This window comes from Enterobacter cloacae complex sp. 2024EL-00227 (genome assembly GCF_043945315.1).
Taxonomy (GTDB): domain Bacteria; phylum Pseudomonadota; class Gammaproteobacteria; order Enterobacterales; family Enterobacteriaceae; genus Enterobacter; species Enterobacter roggenkampii.
The window spans coordinates 52,596-70,322 of sequence record NZ_JBIMQP010000005.1 but is presented as its reverse complement, the minus strand read 5'-3'; the positions used below and the strand labels follow the sequence as shown (position 1 = coordinate 70,322).

General features: G+C 60.3%; 18 protein-coding genes. 16 read left to right on the top strand and 2 right to left on the bottom strand.

Annotated features, from left to right (window positions below):
• Positions 1–95 precede the first annotated feature (95 nt).
• From ACHH0Z_RS10830 to ACHH0Z_RS10795, 8 genes are all read left to right on the top strand, one after another.
• Complete coding sequence (locus ACHH0Z_RS10830) at positions 96–734, top strand: EAL domain-containing protein (protein ID WP_045409189.1); 639 nt, start codon at positions 96–98, stop codon at positions 732–734.
• A gap of 178 nt (positions 735–912) precedes the next feature.
• A complete protein-coding gene (locus ACHH0Z_RS10825; protein WP_045409192.1) occupies positions 913–1,407 on the top strand; it encodes a spore coat protein U domain-containing protein in 495 nt (164 codons plus the stop codon).
• A 2-nt stretch (positions 1,408–1,409) separates the two neighbouring features.
• Positions 1,410–2,186, top strand: coding sequence for a molecular chaperone (locus tag ACHH0Z_RS10820; protein WP_045409193.1), 777 nt, complete (start codon positions 1,410–1,412; stop codon positions 2,184–2,186).
• Positions 2,167–4,395, top strand: coding sequence for a fimbria/pilus outer membrane usher protein (locus tag ACHH0Z_RS10815; RefSeq protein WP_045409195.1), 2,229 nt, complete (start codon positions 2,167–2,169; stop codon positions 4,393–4,395). The genes ACHH0Z_RS10820 and ACHH0Z_RS10815 overlap by 20 nt, the downstream gene beginning before the upstream one ends.
• Positions 4,386–5,342, top strand: a complete 957-nt coding sequence (locus ACHH0Z_RS10810; RefSeq protein WP_025912122.1) for a spore coat protein U domain-containing protein — start codon at positions 4,386–4,388, stop codon at positions 5,340–5,342. Before ACHH0Z_RS10815 ends, ACHH0Z_RS10810 begins: the two co-directional genes overlap by 10 nt.
• A gap of 126 nt (positions 5,343–5,468) precedes the next feature.
• A complete protein-coding gene (locus ACHH0Z_RS10805) occupies positions 5,469–6,209 on the top strand; it encodes a winged helix-turn-helix domain-containing protein (protein ID WP_039023930.1) in 741 nt (246 codons plus the stop codon).
• 2 nt (positions 6,210–6,211) lie between these two features.
• The gene (locus tag ACHH0Z_RS10800) at positions 6,212–6,685 is read left to right on the top strand and encodes a hypothetical protein (RefSeq protein ID WP_032635519.1); all 474 of its coding nucleotides are present in this window, start codon (positions 6,212–6,214) and stop codon (positions 6,683–6,685) included.
• Positions 6,686–6,714: 29 nt separating this feature from the next.
• Positions 6,715–7,221: a GNAT family N-acetyltransferase gene (locus ACHH0Z_RS10795; RefSeq protein ID WP_045409199.1), complete on the top strand. Its 507-nt coding sequence runs from the start codon at positions 6,715–6,717 to the stop codon at positions 7,219–7,221.
• Positions 7,222–7,313: 92 nt separating this feature from the next.
• Here ACHH0Z_RS10795 and tsr read toward each other — a convergent pair whose 3' ends face one another.
• Positions 7,314–8,978: a methyl-accepting chemotaxis protein gene (gene tsr / locus ACHH0Z_RS10790; RefSeq protein ID WP_023293346.1), complete on the bottom strand. Its 1,665-nt coding sequence runs from the start codon at positions 8,976–8,978 to the stop codon at positions 7,314–7,316.
• 83 nt (positions 8,979–9,061) lie between these two features.
• Positions 9,062–9,502 (bottom strand): homoprotocatechuate degradation operon regulator HpaR, encoded by a 441-nt coding sequence (gene hpaR / locus ACHH0Z_RS10785; protein WP_045409202.1) that lies wholly within the window; start codon positions 9,500–9,502, stop codon positions 9,062–9,064.
• Between the two features lie 270 nt (positions 9,503–9,772).
• On the opposite strand from hpaR, the gene hpaG reads away from it, so the two are divergent.
• From hpaG to hpaA, 8 genes are all read left to right on the top strand, one after another.
• Complete coding sequence (gene hpaG / locus ACHH0Z_RS10780) at positions 9,773–11,050, top strand: 4-hydroxyphenylacetate degradation bifunctional isomerase/decarboxylase (protein WP_045409204.1); 1,278 nt, start codon at positions 9,773–9,775, stop codon at positions 11,048–11,050.
• The gene (gene hpaE / locus ACHH0Z_RS10775; protein WP_032675900.1) at positions 11,047–12,513 is read left to right on the top strand and encodes a 5-carboxymethyl-2-hydroxymuconate semialdehyde dehydrogenase; all 1,467 of its coding nucleotides are present in this window, start codon (positions 11,047–11,049) and stop codon (positions 12,511–12,513) included. Before hpaG ends, hpaE begins: the two co-directional genes overlap by 4 nt.
• A gap of 2 nt (positions 12,514–12,515) precedes the next feature.
• Positions 12,516–13,367: a 3,4-dihydroxyphenylacetate 2,3-dioxygenase gene (gene hpaD, locus ACHH0Z_RS10770; protein WP_039265383.1), complete on the top strand. Its 852-nt coding sequence runs from the start codon at positions 12,516–12,518 to the stop codon at positions 13,365–13,367.
• A 9-nt stretch (positions 13,368–13,376) separates the two neighbouring features.
• A complete protein-coding gene (locus tag ACHH0Z_RS10765) occupies positions 13,377–13,757 on the top strand; it encodes a 5-carboxymethyl-2-hydroxymuconate Delta-isomerase (protein WP_008502110.1) in 381 nt (126 codons plus the stop codon).
• A 106-nt stretch (positions 13,758–13,863) separates the two neighbouring features.
• Positions 13,864–14,667: a 2-oxo-hept-4-ene-1,7-dioate hydratase gene (gene hpaH, locus ACHH0Z_RS10760; protein WP_021240607.1), complete on the top strand. Its 804-nt coding sequence runs from the start codon at positions 13,864–13,866 to the stop codon at positions 14,665–14,667.
• A gap of 9 nt (positions 14,668–14,676) precedes the next feature.
• On the top strand, positions 14,677–15,474 hold the full coding sequence (hpaI, locus tag ACHH0Z_RS10755) for a 4-hydroxy-2-oxoheptanedioate aldolase (RefSeq protein WP_045409209.1): 798 nt from the start codon (positions 14,677–14,679) through the stop codon (positions 15,472–15,474).
• Positions 15,475–15,495: 21 nt separating this feature from the next.
• Entirely contained in the window at positions 15,496–16,848 is a 1,353-nt protein-coding gene (hpaX, locus tag ACHH0Z_RS10750) for a 4-hydroxyphenylacetate permease (RefSeq protein WP_045409211.1), read from the top strand.
• Entirely contained in the window at positions 16,820–17,710 is an 891-nt protein-coding gene (gene hpaA / locus ACHH0Z_RS10745) for a 4-hydroxyphenylacetate catabolism regulatory protein HpaA (protein WP_008501306.1), read from the top strand. Before hpaX ends, hpaA begins: the two co-directional genes overlap by 29 nt.
• Positions 17,711–17,727: the final 17 nt, after the last annotated feature.

The following is a 17,727-nucleotide window of genomic DNA, read 5'->3' as shown; positions in this document are numbered from 1 at the left end:
TATAGGCCATTTTTATCTATAAATATCCTGTCAAAAACCAAATCTATAAAATGTGCAGCTCCTGAAATCACCACGGAGCGTTACGCACTTTTATCATGCTAACCGGCTATAAGTTCGAATCCATCCGGGCACTGCGCAGTGAAAATGTGATTGCCTGGGAGGTATTGTCCACGGCAAAGCCCCACGTCAATCTTGAAGATTACTTTGGCTCGATGACCGCGACCCAGCGTAAAGCGCACTTCTTTGCGCAGCTTCGTCACGCCATGTTTTGCAAGGATGGCGACAAGTATTACCTCAATGCGACATCGGATTTACTGCTGGACACGGACTTCCTCGACAGGCTCAAAGAAGAAACACCCTGCCCGGAGAGACTTGCTATCGAGGTCACCGATCTCCATTCGATGGTACAACTCGACGATACGCAAAGCCGGGCGCTGCGGAAATGCATCGCAACGCTCCATGAGTGGGGGATAGAAGTGTGGGCAGACGATGTTTGCGAAGACCTTCTTCCCGAACTTCTGACCAGCCAGATCCGCTTCTGCGGCATCAAAATTGACAAACATACCTTCTGGAACGGACGGACCGAGCAGGCGAAGTTTCTGCATCTCACCCGCCAGTGCAAGCGCGTCGCCAGCAAGGTGCTGATCGAAGGCATTGAAACCGCGGGTGATTTCGCGCTGGCCCGCGCCAGCGCGGCCGATTACGGCCAGGGCTATCTGTGGGGCAGAAAATGACCCCTCTCATTCCGAATGCTGGCGATAAGGTCATCGTTCTGCGCGGCAATGCCTGCTTATGGCCTTGCCCCACTTGTTGCTGCCACAACCTGGCGGCATTCCATCAAAAACGCTGCCTGCTGGACGCTCAGTCATTCGCTTTGTAATTGCACTGTTACTCACGTCAGGAAATAAGATCATGAAAATTATTCCCACCGTTGTATGTTGTTCCGTTCTCCTGCTTCCTGCTGCTGCGATCGCCGCAGACAGCACCGCAAGCGCGACGATGCACGTATCACTTGAGGTCGTGAAGTCGTGCACCCTCAAAGCCAACGACCTCAACTTCTCGCGTCACGGCTCCGATGAGTCGAGCGAAATCCAGGCCAAAACGCAGGTCGATATCGTCTGTACCAACGGCACGCCGTTCACTCTGACCGCCACCAGCAACGACGGCGAAAATGGAACCTTCTGGCTGAAGCCGGAAAACGGCGACACGGGCGCGCAGAAGATTGCGTGGAAACTCTTTGCTGACGAAGGCAAACAGACGCAAATCACCGGCACGAATGGCCTGGACGATACCGGCAACGGTGCGGAACAGGAAGAAACGCTGTATGGCGTGATTGACGCCGGGGCGCTGACAACCGCCCAGGCAGGTACCTACAGCGGCGATATCACGTTAAAACTGGAGTACTGATCGTGCGTCGCTATCTTTCCTGCTTCATTCTGTGGCTCATGATGCTGGCGCTGCTGTCACGCTACGCGCTGGCCGCCACGCTTCAGGTGGCCCCGGTAACGCTCGATCTGCAGAGCGACCAGCGGGCAGCGGCGGTCTATCTCACTAACAGTGGGAAAGCGGCCATCCATGCGCAGATTCGGGTGTACGAATGGACGCAAAAAAACGGTAAAGATGTGCTGGTGGCCACCGGGGAGGTGGTCAGCAGCCCGGCGATGACATCACTGGCGCCGGGCCAGCAGCAGCTGGTGCGTATTATCGTCATGCAGCCCGGCATCCGTGCACAGGAGCAAAGTTACCGGCTGGTTATCGACGAACTGCCGGACGCCACGTCCCGTGCCGCCAATCCCACCGCGGTGCACTTCCTGCTGCGCTACTCGATTCCGGTGTTTATTGCCGGGAACCAGAGCGCGCCCGTCAGCCACGATGCCCTGAACTGTGAGCAGTCTGAAATACCGGCCACCCTTCGCTGCTTTAATGCCGGAAACCGCCACATCCGTCTGAGCCACCTTGAGGCCCTGACGGCCGATGGGCAGGTTGTAGGGTCGATTAAAGGCCTGGCGGGCTATGTGCTCCCGGGACAAACCGCCCTTTTGCCGCTTAAACACGCTTCACGTCACGCGCTCAGCACGCTGCGCGTCTATCTCAATGATGACCACCATGCCAGCCAGATACCCCTGCGCTCGCTCGCTTCTCGCGCTCCTGTTTTGGCTACCGCTCATGCTGTCAGCCCGGACTGAACCCGCAGACACCCTACAATGGCTGGCCATTACCGTGAACCACGCCCCGCGAGGCGAGCTCTGGGCCTGCCGGGTGGTGGATAATGCGTTATGGATAAGCCGCAGCGACATGAAAAAGCTGGGGCTTCACGCCCCGGACGATCGCGCCGAATGGGTTGAGCTGACGTCCCTGCCGGGCCTGAAGGTTAATCTCGACGTGCTGTCCCAGCAGGTGTCGATTACCGCAGAGGCAGACGCACTCGAGGGCCAGCAGCATCTCACCGCCTCAAAGCCCGCGCCGATGTATCGCTACCCTGATGCGCAACCCGTCAGCGCCTATACGCTCGGATACGCGCTCTACGCCAGCGATGCGCAGGGGCAGCGCCAGCTCAACGCCCAGACCATGCTGACCGCATCCGGAGGATTACCCGGAACGTTCAGCAGCAGTTTCTCAAGCCATGCCGGGGAGGAAAACAGCGCCGGTCGACCGACCCACACGCGTCTCGAAACCCGCTGGCAGTGGGACAACACCGACTCGCTGACCACGCTGGCGCTGGGCGACAGCATCACCACCGGCACCCGCTGGAGCCGACAGGTGCGCTTTGGCGGGCTGCACTGGGCACGTAATTTTGAGCTCAATCCGCAACTCAATACTGAACCGCGCAGCCGCTACAGCGACACGGCCGTACTGCCTTCCACGGTCGATTTGTATATCGACGGCCTTAAGCAGAGCAGCCAGCGCATCACGCCGGGTGACTTTCTGCTGGATACCCTGCCCTCCTTCACCGGAAGCGGGCAGGCGGAGGTGGTGATTACCGATATCAACGGCCAGCGTCGCACCGTACAGCTCGATCTCTACGGCGCGCCGGGCATGCTGGCGGAAGGGCTCAGCAGCGGTTCGCTGGACATCGGCTGGATGCGGGAAAACTACGCCCTGCACTCCGACGACTATGCCGCCTCGCCGCTGCTGGACGCGGGCTGGCGCTATGGGGTGAATAATCACCTGACGCTGGCACTGCATACGGAGCAGCAGCGCAGGCTGCACAACGTGGGCACGGGCGCTGACTGGCTGGTCTCTCCCGCCGTAGGGGTGGTTAGCCAGCACGTTGCCGTGAGCGACAGCCCTTACGGTCAGGGCGTTCAGTGGGGCCTCGGCTGGCAGTGGAACGGCAGAGGAACGGGCATTTCTGCCAGCACCGTCCGCACCGAGGCGGATTTCGCCGACAACGCCCGCATGAGCGGTGCCGCCCCCGTCAGACGCAGCGACAGCGTTTGGGTAAGCCAGTCCGTCCCCCACTTCGGCACCGTGGGCGCGGGCTGGGTACAGCAGAACATTCAGGGCAGCACGCAGCGCTACCTCAATGCCTCCTGGTCGGTGTCGCTGCCGGCACACATCTCCACCACGCTGAGCTATACCCGCTCGTTTACGGATGCGTCGAGTCAGGTTCAGCTACTGCTTTCCGTCCCATTGGGTCGCGAGGACACGCTCTCCGTTCAGGCCAGCCGGGATAAACCACGCATGGATTACCGCCACCAGCCGGACGATGAGGCCGGCGGCTGGTCATGGGAGCTGGGCCAGGGCTTTGGCGAACGACGTGAAAGATATGCAGACGCAGGCTATCTGGGCCGCGCGGGCGAATGGCACGTTGGGCTGCAGCAAGGTGCCAGCCAGCGCAACCAGTACGCCTCAGCCGAAGGGAGCCTGACGCTGCTGGACGGCAGCCTGCACGCGCTGCGCTACATCCAGCAGGGCATGGCGCTGGTCTCCACGCACGGCATTGGGCACGTACCGGTGATGCTGGAAAACCGCCCGGCCGGTGAAACGGATGAGGACGGTTATCTCCTGCTGACCGACCTGCCGCGCTACCACAACAGCAAAGTCAGCATTAACCCGCTCGATCTGCCCGCCGATGTGATCGCCCCCGTCACCGACATGCATGCCAGGCCGGGCAATAACAGCGCGGTCAAAGTCGATTTTAACGTCCATCACGCCGTCACGGTTCAGGCCCGGCTGGTCGACAGCCGCCGCAGGCCGCTCCCGCTGGGCAGCGTCGTGTCAACGCCGCAGGGTGCCACCATCGTGGGCCGCGATGGCTTTATCTGGCTTGAAGATCCGCCCCTGCCGGGTGAACTGGTGGTGAAGACCGATGAGGGAGAGTGCCGGGTCGCGCTTCCGGCGCCCCGTACCGCGTCATCTATACAGAATATGGGAGAACAACTGTGTCATTAAGAGCGCCGTTATTATTGCTGCTCGTCCTGTCCGTAAAGGCGATGGCGGCAGCCTGCTGGATAACCTCCATGCCCGCCATTAACTTTGGCAACGTCGTGGCGGGCAATACCACCTCCGTCAACACCGAGGTCAAGTTTAGCTGCCAGGCCGACAACGAGGGCAGGACGGAATATCTCAACGTCTGCCTGAGCAGCGTAGACGCCCCGCCCTTTGAGATGATCTCGCCGGGGGACCAGGAGGGAAAACAGTACACCCTCCTCTTCCGCCTGCTGAACGGCGCAGCACGCTCTCAGGAGCTGGGGCCCGCCAGCAGCGGGAACCTGATTCAGCAGACTCTGGCCGCGCAAAGCAATGCCAACGTCAGCGGTACCTTTCCGCTTATCGCTACCATTCCGGCAGGGCAAAGCCAGCTTCCGGCCTACCACTATTACAACTACAACATGAATCTGCGCATCGCCTGGCACAGCGCCCTGCGTCAGGATGCCCTGCAAAACTGCTCGGACGGTTCCGCAGAGGGGGAGCAAGTGCAGGGCGGCACCAGCGCGCAGGCCGAAATCAGCCAGGGATGCTACATCGAGCGCGTGACGCCCCTTAACTTCGGCACCCTGACCAGCACCGCGACCCTGCGTCCGACGCGTTCCACCGCCACCCTGACCACGCGCTGCCCGGCCGGAACCGCATTCACCCTTGCCATGGGCAAAGGCAACCATGCCAGCGGTAATCAGCGGCAGCTCTGCAACAACGAGGGCCAGTGCCTGCGCTACGGGCTCTGGCAGGATGAGGCGGCCACGCAACGCTGGGGAGATCAAAGCAGCGGCGATGCGCTGCAGGTCACCAATCCCGCTGGCGGCACCCAGAACTACACCGTTTACGGCGAGGTCCCGGCACAGCCGCTAACCGGTACCGGGGAATTTATTGATGACGTGATTATCACGCTGACTTATTAAACCACCCAAAATCCTGTCTGGATCAATGTTATCGGTAACAGTGGCGTTAAAATAGCCAGCAATGCAGCCCGGAAGGCGTAGACCTTCTCTTTTTATTTTTTATCTCTGTTTTTATTACAACAACTTATGAAATACCTGCTTGCTGACGCCATCGTCTATAACGACGAGGACGGTTCTGTTTCTCTTATCAATGCGCCGGATGAAGATGCGCAGCTCCTCACCTGTACGGCCAATACCATCATGAAGCTGCTGGTTCAGCATCATGGGAACGTGGTTGAACGGGAAACCTTTCTCCAGGAAGTCTGGGATCGGCGAGGGCTTCAGGGGTCTAACAACTCCTTAAACCAGTACATCAGCATTCTGCGCAAGATGCTGGCGGCCCTGCTTCCCGACGCGCTGCTTATCGTTACCGTACCGAAAACGGGCTTTATGCTCAGCGCGGACGTTACGGTCACTCCGCTGGAGGAGGCCCCGCCGACCGCCGAAACGGCGAAACCTGCATGGCGCGTTCGCCCTGAATGGCTGTTCTGCGGCGCGCTCACGCTGGTCGTCGTTGCGCTATGCCTCTGGATCGCGCTGATCAAGCCAGAAAATTCACAAAGGGAGATCCATCTGCTGACGCATATCGGCACCTGCCCGGTCTACACCTTTACGCCGCTGGCGGACGTATTTCACGGGAAGGCAATAACGCTGGCGCAAACGCTTCAGAAGGACGGCCATCTTCCGTGCCTGAAAAATTCAATTTTCTACATGCACATTCAGAGAACGCTTTTCTACGGCCACGAAGGGCGGCTGGTGCTCTCCCAATGTTCCCTCACGCAGGGTAAAGCCAGCGCCTGTCGTACGCTTTACTATTACGAGTGGTGATGATGAGACACAAAAAAGTTTGGCTAATCCTGATCCTCAACCTGCTGCTGCTGGGCACCGTGCTGGCGTGGTACTTTCACACGCCCCCGCTGTCGGTGGCCTGCGACGGAAACCTGACCTTTTCCGACCGGCGCGACAACCACGATTTCACCTTTGACGGTGAGATCATTATGCGTTTTCATCCCGACAAAACCGGGTACATCACGGTTAACGGCAGCGTGGTGAATGCCCCACGCAGCTGGGAGGTTTCCCGCCAGGAGATGTTTAAATGGCGTCACGTGGAGGGCGAACTGTATGAGATCGCTATTCAAAAAGTGGAGCGTTTTAGCCATGACGCCATGCCGCCCGGGGTCTTTGAAAAATACGTTGCCGGCCTGACGCTGGGCAATAAAAGGCTCCTGACAATAGAGCGCACGCCGGAAGACGCGCTGGTGATCAGCAATTTCTATTCGCCGGTGCTGATCTGCTCGGAATAATGTCGACGGGTCAGGCTATACTTGCCGCCATGACTCTTCGCATTCGCCCCACCACCCGCAACGACATTGCCGCCCTGCCCGCCATTGAACGCGCGGCGGCCGGGCGCTTCCGTGACTTCCCGGCACTCGCCTGGCTTGCCGATGGCGAGGTCATTTCCGCTGAGCAACACCTCGGCTATGTCGAACGCGGGTTAAGCTGGCTGGCGCTGGCAAACGACCTGCCCGTCGGGTTTATCCTTGCCGAAGCCCATCCGTCTTCACTGTTTATTGTCGAACTCTCGGTTGATCTGGACTGGCAGGGAAAAGGGATCGGCAGGCAGCTCATCGCCTGCGTGGCAGACCATGCCCGTAACAGGGGGCTGACAGCGCTGACGCTGACGACGTTCAGGGACGTACCGTGGAATGCGCCGTTCTATGCGCGGCTGGGGTTTGAAAAAATGACGACCCTGACGCCTGAACTGCGTCAGAAAAGGGAAGAAGAGACGGCGCACGGTTTCGCGTATGAAACGCGCTGCGCCATGCGCCTGCCTCTGTAATACCGCCCGGTGGCGCTGCGCTTACCGGGCCTACAAAACCCTGAACCGTAGGCCGGGTAAGGCGCAGCCGCCACCCGGCACAACATACGGCGTTAGAACGTTTCCCAGTTATCACCTGCATCAGCGGTAACCGTTTTACGCGCCATCGCCGGTGCTGCAACGGTTTTCGCAGAAGCGAACTCACGCGCTTTCATCTGCTCCTGCTGAATGCGGAACACCGCCACGGCCTGGGTCAGACGGCTTGCCTGCTCTTCCAGTGCGGCCGCCGCTGCGGCAGACTCTTCCACCAGCGAGGCGTTCTGCTGGGTCACGCGATCCATCTCTGCCACCGCCAGACCGACCTGGTCGATACCGCGGCTCTGCTCGTCAGACGCAGAGGCGATTTCACCCATGATGTCCGTGACGCGGGTGACCGCATTCACGATCTCACCCATGGTTTCACCGGCGCTTTCGACCAGCGTTGAACCCACTTCCACGCGACCCACGGAGTCTTCGATCAGGCTCTTGATCTCGCGTGCCGCCTGGGCGCTGCGCTGGGCCAGGTTACGCACTTCACCTGCCACCACCGCAAAACCACGGCCCTGCTCGCCCGCACGCGCCGCTTCTACCGCCGCGTTCAGTGCCAGGATGTTGGTCTGGAAAGCAATACCGTCGATCACGCTGATAATGTCGGCGATTTTCTGCGAACTGCCCGCGATATCGCGCATGGTCTGCACCACGTTGTCCACCACTTTGCCGCCTTTCTGCGCGGTTTCAGAGGCGCTCAGCGCAAGATGGCTCGCCTGACGGGCGTTCTCGGCGTTCTGCTTAACGGTCGCCGTCAGCTGCTCCATGCTGGCAGCGGTCTCTTCCAGGGAAGCGGCCTGCTGTTCAGTACGGGAGGAGAGGTCGTTGTTGCCCATCGCGATTTCACTCGCGCCGCTGTAGATCGCATTCGCGCCGTTACGCACGTCGCCAACGGTACGCACCAGTTCGCCCTGCATATGACGCAGCGAGTCGGCCAGTTCACCCATCTCGTTGGTGCCCTGAACCTCAATGCGCTTCACCAGGTCGCCGCTGGCGATATGGCGAATGTTGTCGATCAGACGATTCAGCGGGGAGATCAGCGTCTGCTTGATGTTGAGCCAGACGGCCACAATCACCACCAGCACGGCAATCAGGACGCCGATCAGCACCCAGATAGCCTGGCTGTAGGAGCTGTTGCTGTCTTCGACCGCCATCTGGTACAGCTTGTCGTTCTGCTGCAGGTAGCTCACGTACTGCTTCTCAAAACCGTCCTGGTAACTCTGGGTTGGCTGGTCGAAGAAGGCGTTGATTTTGCCCGCGCCCAGCAGCTGGATCAGCTCCGCCAGCGCGCCGTGGTAAATATCATAGTTACGCTTGATCTCCATGGCATCCGCATCGCTTTGACGCGGATCGCGCGGCAGGGCTTCGTAGGCAGCCCAGTTTTTTTCCGCCTGCTTCAGAGACGCAGACGCGATTTGCATCAAATCGTTCACGGTCGCGCCGCTGCCGATATTGCTCTGATCCATCATGTAGCGGATACCCGCGCGGTTCAGGGTATTACGGGTTTGCAGCAACGCAACCCAGCTGCCGTTCAGCGTGGACTGTTGCTGGCGAATGGTTTGCAGGACGGTGAAATTCTCTTTGTCATTCTTCAGAGCATTAAAGAAAAGACCACCGGATGTGAGTTGTAAAAGGCCAAATATCGCTAAAACCAGCATTAAGCTGGTGACAATCTTGATACGGTTTAACATGTTTTCTCTTTCCTCAGACAGATACAGAATTTTCGGCCTGGAAAGGGAAAACTTTACGAAATTCATCCTGAAATTTGTGGTTTTTACTCTTCTTCCCGCGCTGCGTTATGTCGGTTTCCGAGTTCAATAAACTCTTCCAGCAGCGCCGTCAGCTGTTTCATCTTCTCCGGCGTATATTCCGCCTCAATCTGCTGATACGCCTCCTCCACCTGCGCCTGGGCGTGCTCATACAGCGCATTGCCCTCTTTGGTCAGCGAGACGTACAGCTTGCGCTGGTCGTTCATCGGCTTTAAGCGCAGCACCAGGCCGTCGCGCTCCATGCGCGTCAGAATGCCGGTCAGGCTCGGGCGCAAAATACAGGTGCGAAACGCCAGATCGTGAAAATCCATCGACGGATGTTCAGCCAGCACGCGCACAATGCGCCACTGCTGCTCGGTCAGGTTATGGCGCTTCACGATCGGACGGAAGTAGGACATCGCCGCTTCCCGCGCCTGCAGCAGCGCGATGGTTAATGAATCATGCATAGCCTCTCCCCTTCACATCATTAACACGTAAACAATTCATATAAGATGCTTTTATAAACAACACGTTTTCCGTCAAAAAGTCTAACAGAAACCCACTAAGTTTATTAACCCTCTGATTTTAATATCAATAAAAACCAATATGTAAATTTATTGTTATTCGTATCACAAATCTTTCACTTCTGATTGCGAAATAATCAGCAAAAGCATAAAACCAGATCATTAACATATTAATGAAATCCAAACCGGACCTCCGGCCTGAGGAGTATGTGAATGAAAGGTACCGTCTTTGCCGTCGCCCTCAACCATCAGAGCCAGCGCGAAGCCTGGCGAGAGGCGTTTGAAAAAGCCCCCTACAACACGCCGCCGAAAACGGCGGTGTGGTTTATCAAACCGCATAACACCGTGATTCGCGCGGGCGACCCCATTCCGTTCCCGCAGGGGGAAACGGTGCTGAGCGGCGCCACGGTAGCGCTGGTGGTCGGTAAAATCGCCAGCAAGGTGCGCGTGGAGGACGCCGCGGCGTACATCGCCGGATATGCGCTGGCCAACGAGGTGAGCCTGCCGGAAGAGAGCTTCTACCGCCCGGCCATCAAGGCCAAATGCCGGGACGGATTCTGCCCGCTCGGCGAACCGGTCGCCGTTGATAACGTGGATAGCCTGACCATCATCACGGAGATCAACGGCCGCGAAGCGGACCACTGGAACACCGCCGATCTGCAGCGTAACGCTGCCGAACTGCTGAGCGCCCTGAGCGAGTTCGCCACCCTTAATCCCGGCGATGCGATCCTGCTCGGTACCCCGCACAGCCGCGTTGAGATCCGCCCGGGCGATCGCGTGCGTATTCTGGCAGAAGGGTTTCCGCCGCTGGAAAACCCGGTGGTGGACGAGCGCGACGTCACTATTGCGCACAGCACGCCGCCGCACGCCACGCTGTTTGCCCTCGGCCTGAACTATGCCGATCACGCCAGCGAGCTGGACTTCAAGCCGCCCACCGAGCCGCTGGTCTTTATCAAAGCGCCGAACACCTTCAACGGCGACAACCAGACCTCGGTGCGCCCGAACAACGTCGAGTACATGCACTATGAAGCGGAGCTGGTGGTGGTCATCGGCAAAACCGCCCGCAAGGTGAGCGAAGCCGAGGCGATGGACTATGTTGCGGGCTACACGGTCTGCAACGACTACGCCATTCGTGACTATCTCGAAAACTACTACCGCCCGAACCTGCGGGTAAAAAGCCGCGACGGGCTGACCCCCATTTCCCCCAACATCGTGCCAAAAGAGGCCATTCCGGACCCGCACAACCTCGCCCTGCGCACCTTCGTCAACGGCGAGCTGCGCCAGGAAGGCACCACGGCGGATCTGATCTTCAGCATCCCGTACCTGATCGCCTACCTGAGCGACTTTATGACCCTGCAGCCGGGCGACATGATTGCCACCGGCACGCCGAAGGGGCTGTCCGACGTGGTGCCGGGCGATGAGGTGGTGGTGGAAGTGGAAGGCGTGGGACGCCTGGTGAACCGAATTGTGAGTGAGGAGACGGCAAAATGAAAAAGATAAACCATTGGATCAACGGTAAAAACGTCGCGGGCAGCGACTACTTCCACACCACTAACCCGGCCTCCGGCGAGGTCCTGGCAGAAGTGGCCTCCGGCGGCGAAGCCGAAATCCATCAGGCCGTTGCCGCCGCCAAAGAGGCGTTTCCGAAGTGGGCCAACCTGCCGATGAAGGAGCGCGCGCGCCTGATGCGCCGCCTGGGCGATCTGATCGACCAGAACGTGCCCGAGATCGCCGCCATGGAAACCGCCGACACCGGCCTGCCGATCCACCAGACCAAAAACGTGCTCATTCCCCGCGCCTCGCACAACTTCGAATTCTTCGCCGAGGTGTGCCAGCAGATGAACGGCAAGACCTACCCGGTCGACGACAAGATGCTCAACTACACCCTGGTGCAGCCGGTGGGCGTCTGCGCGCTGGTGTCGCCGTGGAACGTACCGTTTATGACCGCCACCTGGAAGGTCGCGCCCTGTCTGGCCTTAGGCAATACCGCGGTGCTGAAGATGTCCGAGCTCTCCCCGCTGACCGCCGACCGTCTGGGCGAACTGGCCCTCGAAGCGGGTATTCCGGCGGGCGTGCTCAACGTGGTGCAGGGCTACGGCGCGACGGCAGGCGATGCGCTGGTGCGTCATCACGACGTGCGCGCGGTCTCTTTCACCGGCGGCACCGCCACCGGGCGCAACATCATGAAAAACGCCGGGCTGAAGAAGTACTCCATGGAGCTGGGCGGCAAATCCCCGGTACTGATTTTTGAAGACGCAGATATCGAGCGCGCGCTGGACGCCGCCCTGTTCACCATCTTCTCCATCAACGGCGAGCGCTGCACCGCGGGCTCGCGCATCTTCATCCAGCAGAGCATCTACCCGGAATTCGTGAAGCGCTTTGCCGAGCGAGCCAGCCGCCTGCGCGTGGGCGACCCGACCGATCCGAACACCCAGATTGGCGCGCTCATCAGCCAACAGCACTGGGAAAAAGTCTCCGGCTATATCCGCCTCGGCATCGAGGAAGGCGCAACCCTGCTGGCGGGCGGCCCGGACAAACCGACCGATCTGCCTGCGCACCTGAAGGGCGGCAACTTCCTGCGCCCGACCGTGCTGGCGGATGTTGATAACCGCATGCGCGTGGCGCAGGAGGAGATCTTCGGGCCGGTGGCCTGCCTGCTGCCGTTCAAGGACGAAGCGGAAGGGCTGCGCCTGGCCAACGACGTGGAGTACGGCCTGGCGTCATACATCTGGACCCAGGACGTCAGCAAGGTGCTGCGCCTGGCGCGCAATATCGAAGCGGGCATGGTGTTCGTCAACACCCAGAACGTGCGCGACCTGCGCCAGCCGTTTGGCGGCGTGAAGGCCTCCGGCACCGGCCGCGAGGGCGGCGAGTACAGCTTCGAGGTGTTCGCGGAGATGAAGAACGTCTGCATCTCCATGGGCGACCATCCGATTCCAAAGTGGGGGATCTGAAAATGGGCAAATTAGCGTTAGCGGCAAAAATCACCCACGTGCCGTCGATGTATCTCTCAGAACTGCCGGGCAAAAACCACGGCTGCCGACAGTCGGCCATCGACGGACATAAAGAAATCAGCAAGCGCTGCCGCGAGCTGGGCGTGGACACCATCATCGTGTTCGACACCCACTGGCTGGTGAACAGCGCGTACCACATTAACTGTGCGGACCATTTTTCGGGCGTCTACACCAGCAACGAGCTGCCGCACTTTATCCGCGACATGACCTACGACTACGACGGCAACCCGGAACTCGGCCAGCTGATCGCCGACGAAGCGGTGAAGCGTGGCGTGCGCGCCAAAGCGCACAACATTCCGAGCCTCAAGCTTGAGTACGGCACGCTGGTGCCAATGCGCTACATGAACGCGGATAAGCACTTCAAAGTGGTCTCCATCTCGGCGTTCTGCACGGTTCACGATTTCGCCGACAGCCGCAGGCTGGGCGAGGCCATCGTCAGCGCCATTGAGAAATACGACGGCACCGTGGCGGTACTCGCCAGCGGCTCGCTGTCGCACCGCTTTATCGACGACCAGCGCGCGGAAGAAGGGATGAACAGCTACACCCGGGAGTTCGACCGCCAGATGGACGAGCGCGTGGTGAAGCTGTGGCGCGAGGGTCAGTTCAAAGAATTCTGCAGCATGCTGCCGGAGTACGCCGACTACTGCTACGGCGAGGGCAACATGCACGACACGGTGATGCTGCTGGGGATGCTCGGCTGGGACAAATACGACGGCAAGGTGGAGTTTCTCACCGAGCTGTTCGCCAGCTCCGGCACCGGCCAGGTCAACGCCGTTTTCCCGCTGCCCGCCTAAGGAGCCACCATGCCGCACTTTATTGCTGAATGTACCGACAACATCCGCGAGCAGGCCGACCTGCCGGGACTGTTCGCCAAAGTGAACGAGGCGCTCGCCGCCACGGGCATCTTCCCTATCGGCGGTATCCGCAGCCGCGCCCACTGGCTGGACACCTGGCAGATGGCCGACGGCAAGCACGATTACGCCTTTGTCCATATGACGCTGAAGATTGGCGCGGGGCGCAGTCTGGAGAGCCGGGAAGAGGTCGGTGAAATGCTGTTTGCGCTGATTAAAACGCACTTCGCGGCGCTGATGGCGAGCCGCTATCTGGCGCTGTCGTTTGAGCTGGACGAGCTGCACCCGACGCTTAATTACAAACAAAACAACGTGCACGCGTTGTTTAAGTAGACATCTTTTCCGCCCGGTGGCGCTTCGCTTACCGGACCTACAACGGCTCGAACGTAGGCCGGGTAAGCGCAGCGCCACCCGGCAACAGCCGCATAAAGGATACGCCATGCTCGATAAACACACCCATACCCTGATCGCCCATCGTCTGCATCAGGCGGAGCAGTCCCGGGAGCAGATCCGCCAGATCTCCCTCGACTACCCGACGATCACCATCGACGACGCCTACGCCGTCCAGCGCGAATGGGTCAGCCTGAAGATCGCCGAAGGCCGCGTGCTGAAGGGCCACAAGATCGGCCTGACCTCCAAAGCGATGCAGGCCAGCTCGCAGATCAGCGAGCCGGACTACGGCGCGCTGCTGGACGACATGTTCTTCCACGACGGCAGCGACATTCCCGTGGATCGCTTTATCGTCCCGCGCATTGAAGTGGAGCTGGCGTTCGTGCTGGCAAAACCGCTGCGCGGCCCGAACTGCACGATCTTCGACGTCTACAACGCCACGGACTACGTGATCCCCGCGCTGGAGCTGATCGACGCCCGCTGCCACAACGTCGACCCGGACACCCAGCGCCCGCGCAAGGTGTTCGACACCATCTCCGATAACGCCGCCAACGCGGGCGTGATCCTCGGCGGCCGTCCGATTAAGCCCGACGAGCTGGACCTGCGCTGGATCTCCGCCCTGCTCTACCGCAACGGCGTGATCGAAGAGACCGGCGTCGCCGCAGGCGTCCTGAACCACCCGGCCAACGGCGTGGCGTGGCTGGCCAACAAGCTTGCGCCGTACGACGTGCAGCTGGAGCCTGGCCAGATCGTTCTCGGCGGCTCGTTTACCCGCCCGGTGCCCGCCAGCAGAGGCGACACCTTCCACGTCGACTACGGCAACATGGGCTCCATCAGCTGCCGCTTTGTCTAGGAGATAACCATGCAAAACGCATTCAAAGCGGCGCTGCAGGCGGGCCGTCCGCAAATTGGGCTATGGCTGGGGCTGACCAGCAGCTACAGCGCGGAGCTGCTGGCCGGAGCAGGCTTCGACTGGCTGCTGATCGACGGCGAGCACGCGCCGAACAGCGTGCAGACCGTCCTGACACAGCTGCAGGCCATCGCCCCTTATCCCAGCCAGCCGGTGGTCCGCCCGTCGTGGAACGACCCGGTGCAGATCAAACAGCTGCTGGACGTGGGCGCACAAACTCTGCTGGTGCCGATGGTACAAAACGCCGACGAAGCGCGGCAGGCGGTACGTGCCACCCGCTACCCGCCCGCGGGCATTCGCGGGGTGGGCAGCGCCCTGGCGCGCGCCTCGCGCTGGAACCGCATTCCGGATTACCTGCAGCAGGCCAACGACGCCATGTGCGTGCTGGTGCAGATCGAAACCCGTGAGGCGCTGAAAAACCTGCCGCAGATCCTGGACGTGGAAGGCGTCGACGGCGTGTTTATCGGCCCGGCGGATCTCAGCGCCGACATGGGCTTTGCCGGCAATCCGCAGCACCCGGAGGTGCAGGCCGCCATTGAACAGGCGATCGCACAGATACGCGCTGCGGGTAAAGCCCCCGGCATCCTGATGGCGAACGAGCCGCTGGCAAAACGCTATCTTGAACTCGGCGCGCGGTTTGTCGCCGTCGGGGTCGACACGACCCTGCTCGCCCGCGGCGCGGAAGCGCTGGCGGCACGCTTTATCGAAAAACCGGTTACGTCAGTTAATAACAATAAATCCGTCTACTAAACGTAAGATCTGGAGCGCACCATGACGACCTCTACCCTGCAAACCCATGATAATAAAGCTGTTGAACATCGCGCCATTAACAAGCTGTTCCGACGCCTGATCGTCTTTCTCTTTATCCTGTTTGTCTTTTCGTTTCTCGATCGCATCAATATCGGCTTTGCCGGGCTGACGATGGGTAAAGATCTGGGCCTCACGTCAACCATGTTTGGCCTGGCCGCGACGCTGTTTTACGTCACCTACGTGCTGTGCGGGATCCCGAGCAACATCATGCTGGCGAAGATCGGCGCGCGCCGCTGGATCGCTGGGATCATGGTAGTGTGGGGTATTGCCTCCACCTGCACCATGTTCGCCACCAGCCCCGAAACCCTCTACGTTCTGCGCATGCTGGTGGGCATTGCCGAAGCCGGCTTCCTGCCGGGGATTCTGGTCTACCTCACCTGGTGGTTCCCGGCCTATCACCGCGCCCGCGCCAACGCGCTTTTTATGATTGCCATGCCGGTCACCATGATGCTCGGCTCAATCCTCTCCGGGTACATTCTGTCGATGGACGGGCTGTGGAACCTCAAGGGCTGGCAGTGGCTGTTCCTGCTGGAAGGGCTGCCGTCGGTGGTGCTCGGCGTGGTGACTTGGTTTTACCTCAACGACACGCCGGATCAGGCCACCTGGCTGGACGATGACGAAAAGCGGGCGCTCAAAACGATGATCGCCCGCGAGCAGGAGGTTGCCATTGCCCAATCCGTCACGCCGCGCTCGACGCTGCGCGAGGTGCTGACCCCGGCGGTGCTGCTCTACACGCTGGCCTACTTCTGCCTGACCAATACGCTGAGCGCGATCAACATCTGGACGCCGCAGATCCTGCAGAGCTTCAACACGGGGAGCAGCAACATCGTCATCGGCCTGCTGGCGGCGATCCCGCAGTTCTGCACCATCCTCGGGATGATCTGGTGGAGCCGCCGTTCCGACAGGCTGAAAGAGCGAAAAAAGCACACCATCCTGCCGTACCTGTTCGCCGCGGCGGGATGGATGCTGGCCTCCGCGACCGATCACAGCCTGATCCAGCTGCTTGGCATCATCATGGCCTCAACCGGATCGTTTACCGCCATGGCGATATTCTGGACCACGCCGGATCGGGTGATTAGCCTGCAGTCCCGCGCGGTGGCGCTGGCGGTGATCAACGCCATCGGCAACGTCGGCTCCGCCGTTAGCCCATTGCTGATTGGGATCCTGCGCGACGCGACCGGCAGCTTCAGCTCGGGATTGTGGTTCGTGGCGGGTCTGCTGGTGGTCGGCGCGCTGGTGCTGACGCGCATTCCGATGACGCAGCGGGATCAACAGAGGAACGATCGTGTGCCAGAGCCCTATCGCCAACATTGATATCAGCAAGGAGTACGACGAAAGCCTGGGCACCGACGATGTGCACTACCAGTCGTTCGCCCGCATGGCGGCCTTTTTTGGCCGCGACATGCAGGCGCATCGTCACGACCAGTATTTTCAGATGCACTTTCTCGATACCGGGCAGATTGAGCTCCAGCTCGACGATCACCGCTATTCGGTGCAGGCCCCGCTGTTCGTCCTGACGCCGCCGTCGGTGCCGCACGCGTTTATCACCGAATCCGACAGCGACGGACACGTGCTGACGGTGCGCGAGGATCTGATCTGGCCGCTGCTTGAGGTGCTCTACCCCGGCACGCGGGAGGCGTTTGGCCTGCCGGGGATCTGCCTTTCGCTTGCCGACAGGCCGGACGAGCTGGCGGCGCTGAAGCACTACTGGCAGCTGATTGCCCGGGAATCCACGGAGCAGCTGCCCGGGCGCGAGCATACGCTGGTCCTGCTGGCCCAGGCGGTGTTTACCCTGCTGCTGCGCAACGCGAAGCTCGACGACCACGCGTCAGGCGGCATGCGCGGCGAGCTGAAGCTGTTCCAGCGGTTTACCCAGCTGATCGACACCCACTACCACCAGCACTGGACGGTGCCGGAATACGCCAGCGAGCTGCACCTGACCGAATCCCGCCTGACCGATATCTGTCGCCGCTTCGCCAACCGGCCGCCAAAACGGCTGATCTTCGACCGCCAGCTGCGCGAGGCCCGACGACTGCTGCTCTTCTCCGACAGCACCGTCAGCGAGATTGCCTGGCAGCTGGGGTTCAAAGATCCGGCCTATTTCGCCCGCTTTTTTAACCGCTTAGTGGGGTGCTCTCCCAGCGCATACCGGGCGCAGAAAGTACCGGTTTCCTGAACGCATCACGGTTCGTA

Coding starts and splice junctions, on each gene's coding strand:
- ACHH0Z_RS10830 (WP_045409189.1), top strand. CDS start 96: ATGCTAACCGGCTATAAGTTCGAATCCATCCGGGCACTGCGCAGTGAA.
- ACHH0Z_RS10825 (WP_045409192.1), top strand. CDS start 913: ATGAAAATTATTCCCACCGTTGTATGTTGTTCCGTTCTCCTGCTTCCT.
- ACHH0Z_RS10815 (WP_045409195.1), top strand. CDS start 2,167: ATGCTGTCAGCCCGGACTGAACCCGCAGACACCCTACAATGGCTGGCC.
- ACHH0Z_RS10805 (WP_039023930.1), top strand. CDS start 5,469: ATGAAATACCTGCTTGCTGACGCCATCGTCTATAACGACGAGGACGGT.
- ACHH0Z_RS10800 (WP_032635519.1), top strand. CDS start 6,212: ATGAGACACAAAAAAGTTTGGCTAATCCTGATCCTCAACCTGCTGCTG.
- ACHH0Z_RS10795 (WP_045409199.1), top strand. CDS start 6,715: ATGACTCTTCGCATTCGCCCCACCACCCGCAACGACATTGCCGCCCTG.
- tsr (WP_023293346.1), bottom strand. CDS start 8,978: ATGTTAAACCGTATCAAGATTGTCACCAGCTTAATGCTGGTTTTAGCG.
- hpaR (WP_045409202.1), bottom strand. CDS start 9,502: ATGCATGATTCATTAACCATCGCGCTGCTGCAGGCGCGGGAAGCGGCG.
- hpaG (WP_045409204.1), top strand. CDS start 9,773: ATGAAAGGTACCGTCTTTGCCGTCGCCCTCAACCATCAGAGCCAGCGC.
- hpaE (WP_032675900.1), top strand. CDS start 11,047: ATGAAAAAGATAAACCATTGGATCAACGGTAAAAACGTCGCGGGCAGC.
- hpaD (WP_039265383.1), top strand. CDS start 12,516: ATGGGCAAATTAGCGTTAGCGGCAAAAATCACCCACGTGCCGTCGATG.
- ACHH0Z_RS10765 (WP_008502110.1), top strand. CDS start 13,377: ATGCCGCACTTTATTGCTGAATGTACCGACAACATCCGCGAGCAGGCC.
- hpaH (WP_021240607.1), top strand. CDS start 13,864: ATGCTCGATAAACACACCCATACCCTGATCGCCCATCGTCTGCATCAG.
- hpaI (WP_045409209.1), top strand. CDS start 14,677: ATGCAAAACGCATTCAAAGCGGCGCTGCAGGCGGGCCGTCCGCAAATT.
- hpaX (WP_045409211.1), top strand. CDS start 15,496: ATGACGACCTCTACCCTGCAAACCCATGATAATAAAGCTGTTGAACAT.